Origin of the sequence: Acinetobacter sp. YH12152 (assembly GCF_013418285.1) — a bacterium.
Lineage (GTDB): Bacteria > Pseudomonadota > Gammaproteobacteria > Pseudomonadales > Moraxellaceae > Acinetobacter > Acinetobacter amyesii.
Map to the genome: position 1 here is coordinate 1 of NZ_VPCH01000012.1, position 17,018 is coordinate 17,018.

Sequence of the window (17,018 nt, forward strand, 5' to 3'; positions counted from 1 at the left end):
TAATGGAGAAATCTAATCGGTATGTTATACCTGAGAGAAGAGTGAGGAGTTATCCAAGGGTTGTAAAAGGAAAACCTCAAAAATACCCAAGAAAAAGCCAGTCAATCTCTTAACTGACTGGCATTACGCCTTTCGGCGGGTCTTTTAAAATCAATTCAGTCTATTACAGACGAACCAACTCAACAATTTTCTCAGCAACTTCTTCAGCAGCATCGAAGGCATAAGTCACATCAGTGCCTTCGGTCGCATCTGTAATCACAACCACACCAGTTTCACGAACCAGCGCAACTTGATCAGCAGAAAGACCCGCTTTCGCAATCGCAACCACACCTTGTTGAATCAACAAGCTTTCAATCGCTTGCGCATTTTCAAGGGCTTTTGCAGTCACAGTTACCGCAGCAGGTTTTTGACCTAAACGTGCAGCACGCGCTTCAGCAGTTACAGGCTCGTTGTGTGCAGTCCATTCAACCGCAGATTCAACCATACCCGCACCAACAGTCACGTTGCTTAAACGGTCAATAAAGATGAATGAACCTGTGTAACGACTGTCTTGGTAACGGTCAAATACCACAGGCGCATCAAACTCAATCGTTACATCTGCAATCGCATTCAATTCAAGCTGTTCAACTTCCGTTTTTTCCAGTGTGTTCACATTGGTACGATAGTTAATTTTCGCAACTTTCGCAGGAATAGTTTGTGTACCAAACTTCACGTTATACAGCTTGCCAACTACTAAAGGCGCATCTGTCATCCATACCACAGAGGCACGTGCAGAACGTGAAATGAGTGGCTGTTCGCCCGCTTTAACCAACACGTTACCGCGTGAAATATCAATTTCATCGTTCAGTGTTAAAGTCACCGCTTGACCTGCAACAGCATGGTCTAAGTTACCGTCAAAAGTTACAATTTCTTTAACCGTAGACGACTTACCAGATGGTAATGCAGTAATGGTATCGCCAACTTTCACTTCACCAAGTGCAATCGTACCGCAGAAACCACGGAAGTCGAGGTTCGGACGGTTGACATACTGAACAGGGAAACGGAATTCGTGCTTGCTCGTATCATGCGAAATTTCAACAGTTTCCAAAGTCTCCATTAAAGTTTGACCTTGGTACCAAGGTGTAGATGGAGATTTGTTTACAACGTTATCACCATTCAACGCAGAAATTGGCGTGAAGATAATGTTCGCAGGTTTACGGTCGCCCAGTTGGTTAACGAACTCGTTGTACTCCGCTTGAATTTCATTGAAGCGCGCTTCAGAGAATTCAACCAAGTCCATTTTGTTCACTGCAACCACGATATTACGAATACCCAAAAGACTCGCAATAAATGAGTGACGACGAGTTTGCGTTTGAACGCCATAACGCGCATCAATCAAGATGATCGCTAAATCGGCAGTCGACGCACCAGTTGCCATGTTACGTGTGTACTGCTCATGCCCCGGGGTGTCAGCAATAATGAACTTACGTTTTTCAGTAGAGAAATAACGGTAAGCCACGTCAATGGTAATACCTTGTTCACGCTCTGCTTGTAGACCATCGACAAGTAAAGCCAAGTCAGGCGCATCACCCGTTGTACCGACTTTTTTAGAGTCACGAGTCACGGCTTGCAATTGATCTTCATAAATCAATTTTGAATCGTAAAGCAAACGGCCGATTAAAGTCGATTTACCGTCATCAACGTTACCGCAAGTGAGGAAACGTAGAAGGTCTTTATTTTCGTGTTGTTTTAAATACGCCAAGATGTCTTGGCTAATTAAATCTGATTGATGAGACATTGCTCAAAGCTCCACATATTCTTTTGAAATCGGTTTCTGAATCTTTTTAATCCCTCTAAATCTCCCTTTAAGAAAGGGAGACTTTGCTCCGTTATTTCTCGGGAGTTCCCCCTCTTTAGTAAAGAGGGGGTTAGGGGGAGATTATGAGATTCTTAGAAGTAACCTTCCTGCTTTTTCTTTTCCATCGAACCTGCTTCGTCATGGTCGATCATACGGCCTTGACGTTCAGATGTTGTGGCTAAAAGCATCTCTTGGATAATTTCCGGTAAAGTTGTTGCAGTTGATTCAACCGCACCTGTAAGTGGGTAACAACCTAAAGTACGGAAACGCACCGATTTCATTTGTGGTACTTCACCTTCGTTCAAACGCATACGCTCATCATCAACCATGATCAGTGTACCGCTACGCTCAACTACTGGACGTTCAGCAGCCAAGTACAAAGGAACCAATTTAATATTTTCGAGGTAGATGTATTGCCAAATATCCAACTCAGTCCAGTTAGACAATGGGAACACACGAATACTTTCGCCTTTGTTCACTTTACCGTTGTAAAGATTCCAAAGTTCAGGACGTTGGTTTTTAGGGTCCCAACGGTGTTTAGTATCACGGAATGAGTAAACACGCTCTTTGGCACGAGATTTCTCTTCGTCACGGCGCGCACCACCGAAAGCCGCATCAAACTGATATTTATCAAGTGCTTGTTTTAAGCCTTGAGTTTTCATGATATCAGTATATTTTGAGCTACCGTAATCGAACGGATTCACGCCTGCGTCTTTACCTTCTTTGTTTTGATGCACGATCAAATCAAAGCCATGCTCTTTTGCCATGTTGTCACGGAAAGTAATCATGTCTTTAAATTTCCAACCCGTGTCTACATGCAGTAGTGGGAATGGAAGTTTGGCAGGATAGAATGCTTTTAAAGCAAGATGCAGCATGACCGCTGAATCTTTACCGATTGAATACAGCATTACTGGGTTTTCGAACTCAGCAGCAACTTCACGGATGATATGAATACTCTCAGCTTCAAGCTGTTTAAGATGAGTAAGTCTTTCCTCATTTAATGACATGGACAACACCAGCTTAGAATATGTGTACTTATTACACTTTTAAAGATATATATACATTATAGTGATTAAGCTTTCATAACGATTGCTTGTTTTGTGATATTGATATTCTTATTCGTCATATACAAATTGTCTGATACTGCTTATCAATTTTAATTAATTTAATACGATAGGCTTATCAATTTCATTATTATTCTAGTCCGAGATCCGTAAGTCTACGCAATTTTTTATCAATTAACTAATCGCTAAATCCTCTAAACAATCGGTATTCAAACTCGCTCAAACTACCTAAAGTAGCTATATCGCTCTCCAACAGTTATTGATATGCCATATAGTCACTATACGCTTGAAACCTTAAAGTCGCTGATTGAAGCCGCAGGTCTTGCTGGCTATATTTATCAGCATTCTTCACACATGCTCGTCCTCCAAGAAGCTTTAAATGATGATGGCAGCCCGCTGAATAACTTTATACAACATGAGCTGAGTGCTGACCAAATTGGCCTTCAGTTCGGCCTACGACTTTTGGACAATAAACTCGAGTTTTTGATTGGGGTGACTCACAGTAACCAAGATCGCGGCTACGAAATTGGCGCTGGCAATTTAAAAGCCGATCAACGTGCATTTAATCTGCTCTATGCTTTTTATAATTTTCCCAAAACATTTCACTTAATCCATTTCCCGCTCGCAGCCAATAGCACCCAGTTAGAAGAAGAGATCGAAAAACAATTGTTTCAACTTGAAAGCATGGGCTTTTTAGACACTGCGATTAAAACCAATCCGATGGGCGAACAAGTGAAGTGGATGAAAACCTTTATTGTTCAAGCGGCTTTAGATATGAAAGTACGCATTCAAACTTCATTGTTATAAAAAGGGTTAAAGCTTACTAAAAAGCGCTCTATTGAACGCCAGTTCAAATCTTCATATGACATCGAAAGTCACGGCAAAGCCCTCAGCACTGCTGTGACGCTTATAAATTTACATTTCCTAACATTGTTTTCTGTGCCGTTTAACAGGCCATTTCTCTCCCTTGAGCACGACCACTTATATATCTGCAATTAGACTGAAAATTTGATTGATCACAATGACTTAAATCTTAAATGGGTAAAGTAGAAGTGCTATTCATTTTAGATTTAGATAATCCTGATTTAATTGATCAACTATTTTTAAAGAAAAACTTAGTAATAGCTCACATAAAAGCCGACTTTTTGTTAATCTGATCTGTAATTTTTTTACACAATTTCGACAGATAATGTTATTTTATTTACTGAAAAAAATTCGGCCAAAATTATTTTTTTGATTTTTTATAAGCATAAATATAGAGATAAATATAATGTGGGAATTGTTTACTCACCCGTCTAATATCGTGTTTAGCATCAGTCTCTGCTTAATGTTCTTGTTTGGACTTTTTGAGATTGTGTTAACAATTTTAGGGGGTGGTTCTCAAGGCTTCTTAGATCAATTCCTACCTGAGGATGTTGGTCATAATGCAGAGCTAGGTGTAGATGCCGATGCAGGTATCGTGACACGTGTGCTCGATTGGTTGTATTTGGGTCGTATTCCACTGTTTGTATGGCTCATCATTTTCTTATGTGTCTATAGTTTGTTGGGCTTTGCTATTCAAGCTGTCGTTAACCAAATGACCAGTATGATGTTTAGTGCATGGATTATTGCACCAGCCTGTGTTTTTTTGTGCATGCCCTTCGTACGTTTTAGCGCAATGCTCATTGCCCGTATTTTACCCCAAGATGAAACAACTGCCATTTATAGTGATGAATTGATCGGTAGAACGGCCACGATCATTTTGGGTGATGCACGACCACAGTCTCCTGCTCAAGCCAAAGTCAAAGATCAACACGGATTGACCCATTATATTTTGGTTGAACCTGAACAAAATGAAATTTTCAGCCAAGGTCAATCAGTGGTTTTAACCCAAAAAACAAATGTAGGCTTCCAAGCCACCATGCTCTAAATTTTGAATGAATTGATACTCGGTCAGTTCTTCTAACACCATATAAATACATTTTACGCGTCATTCCTTCTGCAAATCTCGAAGTGATGATGAGTCAACAAAATACTGATTTTTAAATCAAACTCGTTAGCACTTTAGAGGGTTAACTTGAACTACAACAAAAGAGATAAACGTCCATGTTAGACATTATTCCAAGCGGTATCCTTGTTTCAGTCGGGATAATTTTTGCCGCACTTATTTTTATTGGTTTTATTATTGCTCGACTTTATCGTCGCTCAAGTAAAGAAATTTCATTTGTGCGTACAGGCTTCGGCGGTGAAAAAGTGATTTTAGGTGGCGGTGCTATTGTGCTTCCGGTGCTACATGAAATTATCCCAGTCAATATGAACACCCTACGTCTTGAAGTACGCCGTGCAGATGACCAAGCGCTGATTACACGTGACCGTATGCGTGTCGATGTGATGGCAGAGTTCTATGTCCGTGTGAAACCAACCGCAGATTCGATTGCTACCGCAGCACAGACTTTGGGTCAAAAGACCATGTCGCCAAATGAGTTAAAGAATTTGGTCGAAGGAAAATTCGTTGACTCTCTACGTGCAGTTGCCGCAGAAATGGCGATGGAAGAGTTGCATGAAAAACGTGTCGACTTCGTTCAAAAAGTTCAGCAAGTGGTGTCTGAAGATTTACATAAAAACGGTTTGGAACTTGAAACCGTTTCATTAACTGGCTTAGACCAAACAGGCTTTAAATACTTCAACCCACAAAATGCGTTCGATGCTGAAGGTTTAACTAAACTGACAGAAACCATTGAAGACCGTCGTCGTAAACGTAATGCGATTGAGCAAGATGCAGATCTTGCAATCAAGACCAAGAACTTAGAAGCAGAACAAGCACGTCTACAAATTTTGCGTGAAGAAGAATATGCAAAACTGCAACAAGAACGTGAAATTTCAGTTCGTCGTGCAGAACAGCTTGCAGAAATTGCATCACAAGAAGCTTCGAAAAAACGTGAAGCCGAAGAAGCGCGTATTGCTGCTGAACGTGAAGTTGACTTAAAGCGTATTACTGCTGCACGTGACGTTGAAAATCAAAATATTCAAAAGTCACAAATTATTCAGCAAGCCCAAGTGGAACAAAAGAAAACCATTGAGTTGGCTGAGCAAGACCGTGCCATTGCTATTGCAGAAAAATCTCGTGCTGAATCTGAAGCTAAAGCGCATGCCGATCAAGCCCGTGCTCAAGCGGTAAAAGCCGAAGAAGAAGTCATTACCGTTCGTCAAATCCAACAAGCTGAACGTCAAAAAGCTGTTGAATTGGTCTCTGCGAAAGAAAAAGCGGAGAAAGATGCGATTGCCATTACTGTCGCGGCAGAAGCAGGTAAACAAGCAGCAGCAGATGATGCAGAAGCGATTCGTATTGCAGCTGAAGCCGAAGCTGAAAAAGTTCGCTTAAAAGCCAAAGGTGAAGCTGACGCAAAAGTTCTCTTGGCTCAGGCGATGGAAAAACAATACCAAGTTGATGCTGAAGGTACACGTGCAGTGAACGAAGCAAACAACGTATTGTCATCTGAACAGGTTGAAATGCAAATTCGTTTAGCGATGCTGAAATACTTACCTGAAATCATTCGCGAAAGTGTGAAACCAATGGAAAACATTGATGACATTAAGATTTTGCAAGTGAATGGCCTAAATGGTGGTCATGCAGGTTCTTGCCAAGGTGATGCTCACCACGAAGGCAGCGGTAATGTTGCCTTGTCAGACCAAGTGGTGAATAGTGCCCTACGCTACCGCAGCCAGGCCCCACTGATTGATAGCTTGATGAGTGAGCTTGGTATCCAAGGTGGCGATATTAACGGTTTAACTCAGAGCTTAAAAACCAGCAAAAACTAAGTTTTTGATTGAGATAGGGCTCCATCAAATCTCTTTATTCAGAAGTGATTGCTTGAGCAACACATTCTAAATGAATTAAAAAAGCAGTGTCCGCACTGCTTTTTTTATGGCTTAGATACTTGTACTTATGGGCATACAATCTCCCAAAGAAATGAACAACATTTTCTGTCTTATCAGAGCGCTTTTAATGGTTTCTGACATTTATATTTCGCATCACAGCCTGATGTTAAATCAATGAACAAATGGCGTATTTCATAAAAATACTCATTTAGAAGCTATAGAGCAAACAGCATAAAATTATGAAACAAAATATTTAAAATCAATTAATTGATATATCCTTCTCATCTTACAGAATAAGATATTTACTTCTATATATTCAGCTCGATAACATTTTGTTCTATCTATTGTTTTTATAAAACTTGGAAATTGCTTATTAAATGGGAAATAGAGCCTAACAAGGTTTTTGCACTTCAAACCATCAACTAAAAAATAATAGCTGGCTATAGATGTATATGCTCCTGTAGATATTCTTAAAAAGATTTCATCACTGAGATAGCAAATTTCACCAATTTTAAAGCTCCCATTCTCATATTCCTGATCTACCATCCTTTGTATAAGGCTTGAGAAAAATACATATAAAATAATTTCTATTAAAAATGTTAGGCTTCATCCAAGTAAAACAGCTCTTTGATGATAAAGATCCATTAAAAATCTCAATTAAATTAGTTATTTTCCCTAAAATCAATATACTGCACGCTATACGAAATTATTTTTAAAAATCATAAACCTATGACCATCCCCGCAATCATCACATATTCGGATTATTATGTGTTTTTTACATTTCATAGTTATTGAACAACCAATATTCCATCCGTTTATGCAGCGTCACTGCACCCCAAAGCAGAACACATAGCCATGCCCTTATGGCTTTTGCATAGCGGCTGAAATACGCTTTTTTTTTGCGTAAAAAAAAAAGAGAATCCGAAGATTCTCTTTTGATGTTTAAGTATGGCGATTAAACCAAACCTTTGCCTTTCAGCACTTCGTACATGGTCGAACCTAATTCAGCAGGACTACGGGTATAAGCCATACCAGCTTTTTCAAAGGCAGCGAATTTCTCTTCTGCTGTGCCTTTACCGCCCGAAATGATTGCCCCTGCATGCCCCATACGTTTGCCTTTAGGTGCAGTCACACCCGCGATATAACCGACAACAGGCTTTGTTACATTCGACTGAATATATTCAGCTGCTTCTTCTTCCGCTGTACCACCAATCTCACCAATCATGATGATCGCTTCAGTTTGCGGGTCATCTTGGAACAGCTTTAAGCAATCAATTTGGTTCATGCCCGGAATTGGATCTCCCCCAATACCGATACAAGTCGACTGACCTAGACCCAACTTCGTAGTTTGCGCTACAGCTTCATAGGTTAATGTCCCTGAACGCGAGATAATGCCGATTTTACCTGGTTGATGAATATGCCCCGGCATAATACCGATCTTACATTCACCTGGGGTAATAATCCCTGGACAGTTTGGCCCAATTAAGCGTGCGTTATTGCCATAGGTTTCTAGGTAACGTTTAGCTTTTAGCATATCGAGTGTCGGCACACCTTCAGTGATCACCACAATCAGCTCAACACCTGAATCAATCGATTCAATAATTGAATCTAGGACAAATGGTGCAGGTACATAAATCGAGGTTGCCGTTGCACCCGTTTCACGCACCGCTTCTTTCATGGTATTAAATACGGGCAGATTCAAATGTTGTGTGCCGCCTTTGCCCGGAGTCACCCCACCAACCACTTTTGTGCCGTAAGCAATAGATTGTTCTGAATGAAATGTGCCGTTTTTACCGGTAAAACCTTGTACCAATACTTTGGTGTCTTTATTAACTAATACGCTCATGATCTCTACTCCCTTAGCCTTTTACCGCAGCAACGATTTTTTCTGCAGCATCGGCCAAGCCATTTGCAGAAATCAATTTCAAACCTGATTCATCAAGTAATTTTGCACCCAACTCTGCATTGTTCCCTTCTAAACGAACAACCACAGGTACAGTCACATTTACTTCTTGAACCGCTGCAATAATTGCTTCAGCAATCATGTCACAACGTACAATCCCACCAAAAATGTTGATTAATACACCTTGTACAGAACTATCAGCCAAAATGATTTTAAAGGCTTCAATTACGCGTTCTTTGGTCGCGCCACCGCCTACATCTAGGAAGTTTGCAGGTTGACCACCATAGAGTTTAATGATGTCCATGGTTGCCATCGCTAGGCCAGCACCATTGACCATACAACCAATATTGCCTTCTAAGGCAACATAGTTCAAATCAAATTCTGATGCTTTCAGCTCACGCTCATTTTCTTGCGATTTATCACGTAACGCTGCGATTTCAGGTAAACGGTATAAGGCATTTGAATCGATGCCAATTTTTGCATCCACACATAAAATCTCGCCATTTTCACGTACAGATAACGGGTTAATTTCAAATAAAGCAAAATCATTTTCAATGAATGCTTGATAGGCAGCAGACATGATTTTGACAAATTGATTCACTTGACCATCTTTTAGGTTTAAAGCAAATGCCACTTCACGTGCTTGGAATGGTAACAATCCAACTAAAGGATCAACTTCAACTTTAATAATTTTTTCTGGGGTTTCTTCTGCAACTTTCTCAATTTCCACACCACCTTCAGTCGATGCCATAAAGGTCACACGGCGGCTAGAACGGTCAACCACAGCACCTAGGTACAATTCACGCTCTACAGGATAGACATCTTCAGACACCAAAATACCGCTGACTGGCTGACCTAATGCATCTGTTTGATAAGTGACTAAGCGTGAACCGACCATTTGGTTGACATAATCAGTGGCTTCTTGCGCAGATTTTACCACTTTTACGCCGCCCGCTTTACCGCGGCCACCTGCATGGACTTGGGCTTTTAAAACTGCAAACTTACCACCCAGTTGCTCAAAAGCTTTGACTGCTTCTTCTGCGGTTGTTACAAATACGCCTTCTTGGACTGGCATACCATATTTTTTTAATAACGCTTTAGCTTGATATTCGTGTAGATTCATTGAACAACCTTTTACTCTTTTTTCGCTTTGTTATGACCCATTAAAGCCCAGACATCCGTCAAAGCAGCTTTAACCTTTTTTAAATCTTAAAATATTTCTTATCTTTATTTTTAGATGATTATTCAAATTAAAACAACCATCTGAAACAAAAAAGAGCGGCCTAAGCCGCTCTTTTTACATCTTATTTACGTTTACGCTGAATCGCGTGAATCGCACGTCCATCGACTGCAAGCGCAGCTTCGTGAACGACTTCAGAGAATGTCGGGTGACCAAAAGTCATTAACTGTAGGTCTTCAACACTTGATACAAACTCAAGTGCAATCATACCTTGGTGTACGATATCAGACGCTGCAGGTCCAATCACGTGCATACCAAGTAGACGATCTGTTTTCGCATCAGCAACAAACTTAACAAAGCCTGCGTTTTCACCAGCAGCCATTGCACGACCATTCGCAGCAAAGCCAAATTGACCAGTCTTCACTTCATGGCCTTTTTCTTTCGCTTGCTCTTCTGTTAAACCAACCCACGCCGCTTCTGGGTGTGTGTAGATGACAGAGATAATAGTATCGTAGTTCACTTGAGCTGCGTGACCGTGCATACGTTCAACAGCCATTACGCCTTCTTCCATTGCTTTATGTGCAAGCATTGGACCACGTACCAAGTCACCAATTGCGTATACACCTTCAACCGAAGTTGCACACCAATCGTTTACTTCAACTAGACCGCGTTCAGTGAGTTTAATGCCTGAATCTTCAGCCAATAAACCTTCTGCATATGCTTTACGGCCAACACAAACGATCAATTTATCGAAAGTTTGAGTTTTGTCTTCACCACCTTGCGTGTACTTAACAGTAACTTCACGGCCATTTACTTCTGTACCAGCAACTTTAGCGCCAACACGGATATCAAGACCTTGTTTAGTCAATACTTTTTGGTAGTCTTTTGCCAAAGCTTTATCAGCCATTGGTAAGAATGCATCCATTGCTTCAAATACAACAACTTCAGCACCTAGACGACGCCATACTGAACCAAGTTCTAGACCAATGACACCCGCGCCAATTACGCCAAGACGTTTAGGCACTTCTGGGAACTCAAGCGCGCCAGTAGAGTCAACAATAATGTCTTGATCTACAGGAGCAACTGGAATATTTACTGGTACAGAACCCGATGCAAGAATTACATATTTAGGTTCTAAAATTTGAGTTTCACCTTCGTGAGATACAAACTCAACTTTCTTACCTGCAAGTAATTTACCTGTACCTTTTAACCATTCGATACCGTTGCCTTTAAGTAGGCCATCAATACCCATTGTTAATTGGTTAACAATTTTGTCTTTACGATCAAGTAATTTTGCAAGATCAAATTTCACTTCACCTGTTGTAATACCGTGGTCATCTAAGTGATGAACGGTATCTTCATAGCGGTGAGATGAATCAAGTAATGCTTTAGATGGGATACAACCCACGTTTAAGCAAGTACCACCTAAAGATGGTTTACCTTTATGAATACGTTTTTCAATACAAGCTACTTTAAAGCCTAATTGAGCAGCGCGGATAGCAGCTTCATAACCACCAGGACCGCCACCAATAACAACTAAATCAAATTGAGACATGTGTATCTCCAAAAATGGGCTTAGAGGATCACTCTAAGCCCATTGCATTATTCTGAAGTATTAAAGATCAAGGATTAGCTTAGCTGGTTCTTCTAACAATTCTTTGATTGTTACAAGGAAGCCTACTGCTTCTTTACCATCGATTAGACGGTGGTCATAAGAAAGCGCTAAGTACATCATTGGCAAGATTTCAACTTGACCATTTACAGCCATAGGACGTTCTTGGATTTTATGCATACCCAAAATCGCAGTTTGTGGCGTATTTAAGATAGGTGTAGAAAGCAAAGAACCGAAAGTACCACCATTAGTAATAGTGAATGTACCGCCAGTCATATCTTCAATACCCAATTTACCATCACGCGCTTTACCAGCGTATGCACGGATACCATTTTCAACTTCAGCATAGTTCATGCGGTCAGTGTCACGAAGAACTGGAACTACTAGACCACGGTCGCTTGATACAGCAACACCGATGTCGTAGAAACCGTGATAAACGATGTCATTACCATCAATCGAAGCGTTTACAGCTGGGTAGCGTTTAAGTGCTTCAGTTGCCGCTTTAACGAAGAATGACATGAAGCCAAGACGTGCACCATGACGCTTTTCAAAAGCATCTTTGTATTGCGCACGCATTTCCATGATTGGTTTCATGTTTACTTCGTTGAACGTAGTCAACATTGCAGTTTCTTGAGTTGCAGCAAGTAGACGTTCAGCAACACGCTTACGAAGACGAGTCATAGGAACACGTTTTTCGATACGTTCACCAACAGCAACGCTTAATGGCGCAGCAGCAGGAGCAGCTGGTTTAGCTTGATGGTTTGCAACATCTTCTTTAGTGATGCGACCGCCACGGCCAGTGCCAGCAACGTCAGCAGCAGCAATGCCAGACTCAGTCAATGCTTTACGCACTGCAGGAGCTTGATCAGCAACAGGTTGAGCACGTTCAACAACAGGAGCAGCGCCCGCTTGAGTTTGCGCAGCAGCTTGTTCTACTTTCTCTTCTGATTGAACAGCTTGAGTTTGAGCAGCGCCAGAAGCAGCACCTTCTTCAAAAGTCGCAATCACTTCGTTCGATAAAACTGTATCGCCTTCGTTTTTAACGATTGCAGAAATCGTACCGTCAGCAGGAGCTACAACTTCTAAAACAACTTTATCTGTTTCAATATCACAAATCACTTCGTCACGTGATACTGCTTCACCTGGTTGTTTGTGCCAAGTTGCAACTGTACCGTCAGCAACTGACTCTGGGAATACCGGTGCTTTAATTTCGGTTGCCATTATTAAGAATCTCCTGTTATTCAGCTACGATAGCTAAAGCATCATTTACGAGCTGAGCTTGTTGTTTTGCGTGCAAATATGGTGAACCACAAGCCGGTGCAGCAGAAGCTTCACGACCTGCATAACTAATACGAACTTGTTTGCCCGCTTTCATCACGTCGTCATAAAGACGCGGAGCGATGAATAACCATGCACCTTGATTCTTCGGTTCTTCTTGAGCCCAAACCAATTCTTTAACGTTTGGATATTGTGCCAGAACTTCAGCAAGACGTGCTTCTGGATACGGATACAATTGTTCAATACGAACGATTGCTGTGTTGTTCAATTCTTTTTCACGACGTTTTTCAAGTAAGTCGTAGTAAACCTTACCACCACAAAGCACTAGACGAGTTACGTCTGACTTGTTGATATTGTCGATTTCATCGATCACAGTTTGGAATGAACCATTTGCAAGATCTTCTAATGTAGAGGTTGCAAGTTTGTGACGAAGAAGAGACTTCGGTGAAGTCACGATCATTGGTTTACGGATTGGACGAAGTGCTTGACGACGCATCGCATGGTAAATCTGCGCTGGTGTAGTCGGTGTGATCACTTGCATGTTTTCTTCAGCACATAGCTGTAAGAAACGCTCTAAACGAGCTGATGAATGCTCAGGACCTTGACCTTCAAAGCCATGTGGAAGAAGCATAGTCAGACCGCATACACGTTCCCACTTAGTTTCGCCAGACGCGATGAACTGATCGATTACAACCTGTGCACAGTTTGCGAAGTCACCAAATTGCGCTTCCCAAATGACAAGGCTCTTCGGAAGAGTCGTTGCATAACCGTATTCGAATGCAAGAACCGCCATTTCTGACAATAATGAGTCATAAATAGCTGTACGTGGTTGGTTTTCTTTCAAGTTACATAATGGAATGTAAGTTGAACCATCTACTTGGTTATGAAGTTTTGCATGACGGTGTGAGAATGTACCACGACCTACGTCTTCACCTGTTAAACGAACAAGGAAACCTTCATCTAGAAGAGACGCGTAAGCTAATGTTTCAGCAGCACCCCAGTTCAATGGCATTTCACCAGTCTGCATTTTCAGACGGTCATCAATCACTTTAGCAACCTGACGTTGCATCACGAAGCCTTCTGGAAGCTCGCGCATTTTCGCACCAAGCTCTTTTAGACGTTCGATTGGGAAAGTGGTATCCCATTTGTCTGTGTATTCGTGGCCTAAGTAAGGTTTCCAGTCCACAAACATTTTTGTATTTGGCTCAAGTACCAACGCATTTGCAACGTGTTTACCTGCTTCAAGGTCAGAACGATACTGTTCAACCATTGCATCAGCAGAAGCGCGATCAAGAACACCTTCTTGTACAAGCTTGTCAGCATAAAGCGTACGTGTAGTCGCTTTTTTATTGATGATTTGATACATCATTGGCTGAGTTGCAGCTGGCTCGTCGGCTTCGTTATGACCACGACGACGGTAGCAGAACATATCGATTACAACGTCTTTACGGAATGTATGACGGAAATCGTGTGCCAATTGAGAAACAAATAATACAGATTCAGGATCATCACCGTTTACATGGAAGATCGGTGCTTGGATCATTTTCGCGATGTCAGTACAGTATTCTGTAGAACGCGCATCACGTGGGTCAGACGTTGTGAAACCAACTTGGTTGTTCACGACGATATGAACTGTACCACCCACGGTATAACCGCGAGTTTGTGACATTTGGAAGGTTTCTTGGTTTACACCTTGACCTGCAAATGCAGCATCACCGTGAACGATGATTGGTAATACATCATCACCACCGATATCTTTACGACGTACTTGACGTGCTCGTACAGAACCTTCAACTACAGGTCCAACGATTTCTAAGTGTGATGGGTTAAACGCTAATGCCAAGTGAACTTCGCCACCTGGAGTCATGACGTTTGAAGAGAAACCTTGGTGGTATTTAACGTCACCAGAGCCTTTTTTATGAAGTGATTTACCTTCGAACTCACCAAATAGATCAGCTGGGTTTTTACCCATAATGTTTACAAGAAGGTTTAAACGGCCACGGTGAGGCATACCGATAACCACTTCTTTACAGCCTACTGAACCTGCGCGTTGAATAAGTTCATTCACCATAGGAATGAAAGATTCACCACCCTCAACACCGAAACGTTTCGCACCAACGAATTTGTTACCAAGATATTTTTCTAGGCCTTCAGCTGCAGTTAGACGTTCAAGGATGTGTTTTTTCTGGTCTGCAGTGTAGCCAAATTGACCACGAGTACCTTCAAGGCGTTGTTGAATCCAACGTTTTTCTTTTGTATCAACAATGTGCATGTATTCAACACCAATCGAAGCAGTATAAGTTGCTTCCATTGCTTGAACCATTTCACCAAGTGTTGCTTCAGATTTACCGATTGCAAGGTTACCTGTATTAAATACAGTGTCTAAGTCAGACTGAGTTAGACCGTGCGCAGCAAGATCTAGATCAGGCACGATTTCACGTTTTGCAAGACCTAGTGGATCTAATTTTGCGTTTTGATGACCACGGTTACGGTATGCAGCGATCAACTGTAATACACCGATTTGACGGCGTTCATGCTCAGAACTTACTGCACTTTGCACTACTGGCTGAACACGGCTTGAATTACGGCCTAATAATAGGAATTGCTCACGTACATTGCTGTGTGGTTGATCACCTTTCGGGAATTTATCGAAGTATTCACGCCAATCAGCCTCTACTGAGTCTGGAGCCGTTAGATACTGCTCATAAAGTTCTTCAATATACGCTGCACTGTCAGCGCTAAGTTCAGTGTCAAGACGCAGTGCGTCAGCAACTTCTTGCATTTGTGGACCCATTTCCTATTGCAAAACATTTCAGGATGCTTTTTAAGCGAACCCATGATTAGTAATGTCAAATTGGTAATATGACATTAGTCCCCATTAGGCTTAAGCCTTGAGGCGTTATCACTACATTAGGATTACCCAATGTGATTAATGAACAATAACGCCCTCAGCGGCATCATTACTCATTGAGAAATACCCGACATAAATCGGGCAATTTTTGCAAATCGTCTTAGAAAAAATAAAATTTGCACCATTATCTTTTCTAAAGCGACTTTATTAACATTTATATACCGTCTACAGCGCTTAAATTGTAGAAAAAATGTACCTAATTCAAAGTCATTTTTTACATATAGTGATGCTTTAAATGCTAACACGTTCGAGCATTTCAATTGATTTTTTTGACACATACCTCTCATAAATTAGCGAAATACACTGTTTGTATTTTCATCTATGATATGGTGCTACATATAAAATGATCTTTCAATTAAGACAAAAGTCTACGTTCGATTTTTACCTCATCTCATATACAAAAACAAAAGAGAGCTGACATTCCTATCCTCTCTCTTTTTACTACGTTACATAATAACATCTTCTAATCCTTTTGACAGACTTGAACGAGCGTTTCATCAATAAATAACCATTTATCTATCACTTTATACTTTTAATTCACTACGTTTCTATGAAATCCATTTATAGCACTCTGCAATGACAGCGAATAACTTTCACTATCATCATTTTTATATATGACAAAAAAAGCGCACCCAATGGTGCGCTTCTTTTTACTGCTAAATCTATTAACCAAGATCTAAAAGCATATTACGGATGTGACCGATTGCTTTAGTTGGGTTAAGACCCTTAGGACATACAGATACACAGTTCATGATACCTTTACAACGGAACAATGAGAATGGGTCGTCAAGACGAGCCAAACGCTCTTGAGTTGCTGTATCACGAGAGTCAATGATGAAGCGATATGCGTTCAACAATGCTGAAGGACCCAAGAACTTGTCTGGGTTCCACCAGAATGATGGACATGAAGTTGAACAACATGCACAAAGAATACATTCGTACAAACCATCTAAGTGTTCACGCTCTTCAGGAGACTGCAAACGCTCTTTAGGAGGCGCAGGCTGATTGTTGATTAGGAACGGATGGATTTTATTGTACTGATCGTAGAACTGATTCATATCTACAACCAAGTCTTTAATTACTGGAAGACCTGGAAGTGGACGAATTGTAATCACTTCTGGTAAGTCGTTTAGGTTCCAAAGACACGCTAAACCATTTTTACCATTGATGTTTACACCATCAGAACCACAAATACCTTCACGACATGAACGACGGAACGTTAAAGATTCGTCTTGCACTTTTAATGCTAGAAGCGCATCAAGCAACATACGGTGCTTGTCAGTCAACTCTAGTTTAAAAGTTTGCATGTACGGAGCTGCATCCTTATCAGGATCGTAGCGGTAGATATTAAATGTACGAGTACCTCTACTCATCT

At 41.1% G+C, this 17,018-nt stretch carries 11 protein-coding genes; 3 read left to right on the top strand and 8 right to left on the bottom strand.

Annotation, left to right across the window (positions count from 1 at the left end; genetic code table 11):
• Positions 1–163: 163 nt before the first annotated feature.
• Both cysN and cysD read right to left on the bottom strand, forming a co-directional pair.
• Positions 164–1,777, bottom strand: coding sequence for a sulfate adenylyltransferase subunit CysN (gene cysN, locus FTU83_RS05870; protein WP_180105919.1), 1,614 nt, complete (start codon positions 1,775–1,777; stop codon positions 164–166).
• A 152-nt stretch (positions 1,778–1,929) separates the two neighbouring features.
• Positions 1,930–2,844 (bottom strand): sulfate adenylyltransferase subunit CysD, encoded by a 915-nt coding sequence (gene cysD, locus FTU83_RS05875; RefSeq protein WP_106985716.1) that lies wholly within the window; start codon positions 2,842–2,844, stop codon positions 1,930–1,932.
• Between the two features lie 321 nt (positions 2,845–3,165).
• On the opposite strand from cysD, the gene FTU83_RS05880 reads away from it, so the two are divergent.
• The 3 genes from FTU83_RS05880 (at position 3,166) to FTU83_RS05890 (ending at position 6,699) form a co-directional block, all read left to right on the top strand.
• Positions 3,166–3,708, top strand: coding sequence for a hypothetical protein (locus FTU83_RS05880; RefSeq protein ID WP_180105918.1), 543 nt, complete (start codon positions 3,166–3,168; stop codon positions 3,706–3,708).
• Between the two features lie 463 nt (positions 3,709–4,171).
• Positions 4,172–4,810: a YqiJ family protein gene (locus FTU83_RS05885; RefSeq protein WP_180105917.1), complete on the top strand. Its 639-nt coding sequence runs from the start codon at positions 4,172–4,174 to the stop codon at positions 4,808–4,810.
• Between the two features lie 176 nt (positions 4,811–4,986).
• The gene (locus FTU83_RS05890) at positions 4,987–6,699 is read left to right on the top strand and encodes a flotillin family protein (protein ID WP_180011015.1); all 1,713 of its coding nucleotides are present in this window, start codon (positions 4,987–4,989) and stop codon (positions 6,697–6,699) included.
• 1,015 nt (positions 6,700–7,714) lie between these two features.
• Here the strand turns inward: FTU83_RS05890 and sucD are convergent.
• The 6 genes from sucD to FTU83_RS05920 all read right to left on the bottom strand — a co-directional run bounded on the left by sucD (position 7,715) and on the right by FTU83_RS05920 (position 17,016).
• Positions 7,715–8,605, bottom strand: a complete 891-nt coding sequence (gene sucD / locus FTU83_RS05895; RefSeq protein WP_168379215.1) for a succinate--CoA ligase subunit alpha — start codon at positions 8,603–8,605, stop codon at positions 7,715–7,717.
• Positions 8,606–8,618: 13 nt separating this feature from the next.
• Positions 8,619–9,785, bottom strand: a complete 1,167-nt coding sequence (gene sucC / locus FTU83_RS05900; protein WP_168379216.1) for an ADP-forming succinate--CoA ligase subunit beta — start codon at positions 9,783–9,785, stop codon at positions 8,619–8,621.
• Between the two features lie 181 nt (positions 9,786–9,966).
• A complete protein-coding gene (lpdA, locus tag FTU83_RS05905) occupies positions 9,967–11,397 on the bottom strand; it encodes a dihydrolipoyl dehydrogenase (protein WP_078189903.1) in 1,431 nt (476 codons plus the stop codon).
• A 60-nt stretch (positions 11,398–11,457) separates the two neighbouring features.
• Positions 11,458–12,675 (bottom strand): 2-oxoglutarate dehydrogenase complex dihydrolipoyllysine-residue succinyltransferase, encoded by a 1,218-nt coding sequence (odhB, locus tag FTU83_RS05910; protein WP_078192990.1) that lies wholly within the window; start codon positions 12,673–12,675, stop codon positions 11,458–11,460.
• Between the two features lie 16 nt (positions 12,676–12,691).
• Positions 12,692–15,514 (bottom strand): 2-oxoglutarate dehydrogenase E1 component, encoded by a 2,823-nt coding sequence (locus FTU83_RS05915; RefSeq protein WP_180105916.1) that lies wholly within the window; start codon positions 15,512–15,514, stop codon positions 12,692–12,694.
• Between the two features lie 794 nt (positions 15,515–16,308).
• Complete coding sequence (locus FTU83_RS05920) at positions 16,309–17,016, bottom strand: succinate dehydrogenase iron-sulfur subunit (RefSeq protein WP_078189905.1); 708 nt, start codon at positions 17,014–17,016, stop codon at positions 16,309–16,311.
• Positions 17,017–17,018 lie beyond the last annotated feature (2 nt).

Excerpts from the sequence above, each read along its gene's own strand:
- sucC (WP_168379216.1), bottom strand. The coding sequence starts at position 9,785 with ATGAATCTACACGAATATCAAGCTAAAGCGTTATTAAAAAAATATGGT.
- lpdA (WP_078189903.1), bottom strand. The coding sequence starts at position 11,397 with ATGTCTCAATTTGATTTAGTTGTTATTGGTGGCGGTCCTGGTGGTTAT.
- odhB (WP_078192990.1), bottom strand. The coding sequence starts at position 12,675 with ATGGCAACCGAAATTAAAGCACCGGTATTCCCAGAGTCAGTTGCTGAC.
- cysN (WP_180105919.1), bottom strand. The coding sequence starts at position 1,777 with ATGTCTCATCAATCAGATTTAATTAGCCAAGACATCTTGGCGTATTTA.
- FTU83_RS05890 (WP_180011015.1), top strand. The coding sequence starts at position 4,987 with ATGTTAGACATTATTCCAAGCGGTATCCTTGTTTCAGTCGGGATAATT.
- FTU83_RS05915 (WP_180105916.1), bottom strand. The coding sequence starts at position 15,514 with ATGCAAGAAGTTGCTGACGCACTGCGTCTTGACACTGAACTTAGCGCT.
- FTU83_RS05920 (WP_078189905.1), bottom strand. The coding sequence starts at position 17,016 with ATGAGTAGAGGTACTCGTACATTTAATATCTACCGCTACGATCCTGAT.
- cysD (WP_106985716.1), bottom strand. The coding sequence starts at position 2,844 with ATGTCATTAAATGAGGAAAGACTTACTCATCTTAAACAGCTTGAAGCT.
- sucD (WP_168379215.1), bottom strand. The coding sequence starts at position 8,605 with ATGAGCGTATTAGTTAATAAAGACACCAAAGTATTGGTACAAGGTTTT.
- FTU83_RS05885 (WP_180105917.1), top strand. The coding sequence starts at position 4,172 with ATGTGGGAATTGTTTACTCACCCGTCTAATATCGTGTTTAGCATCAGT.
- FTU83_RS05880 (WP_180105918.1), top strand. The coding sequence starts at position 3,166 with ATGCCATATAGTCACTATACGCTTGAAACCTTAAAGTCGCTGATTGAA.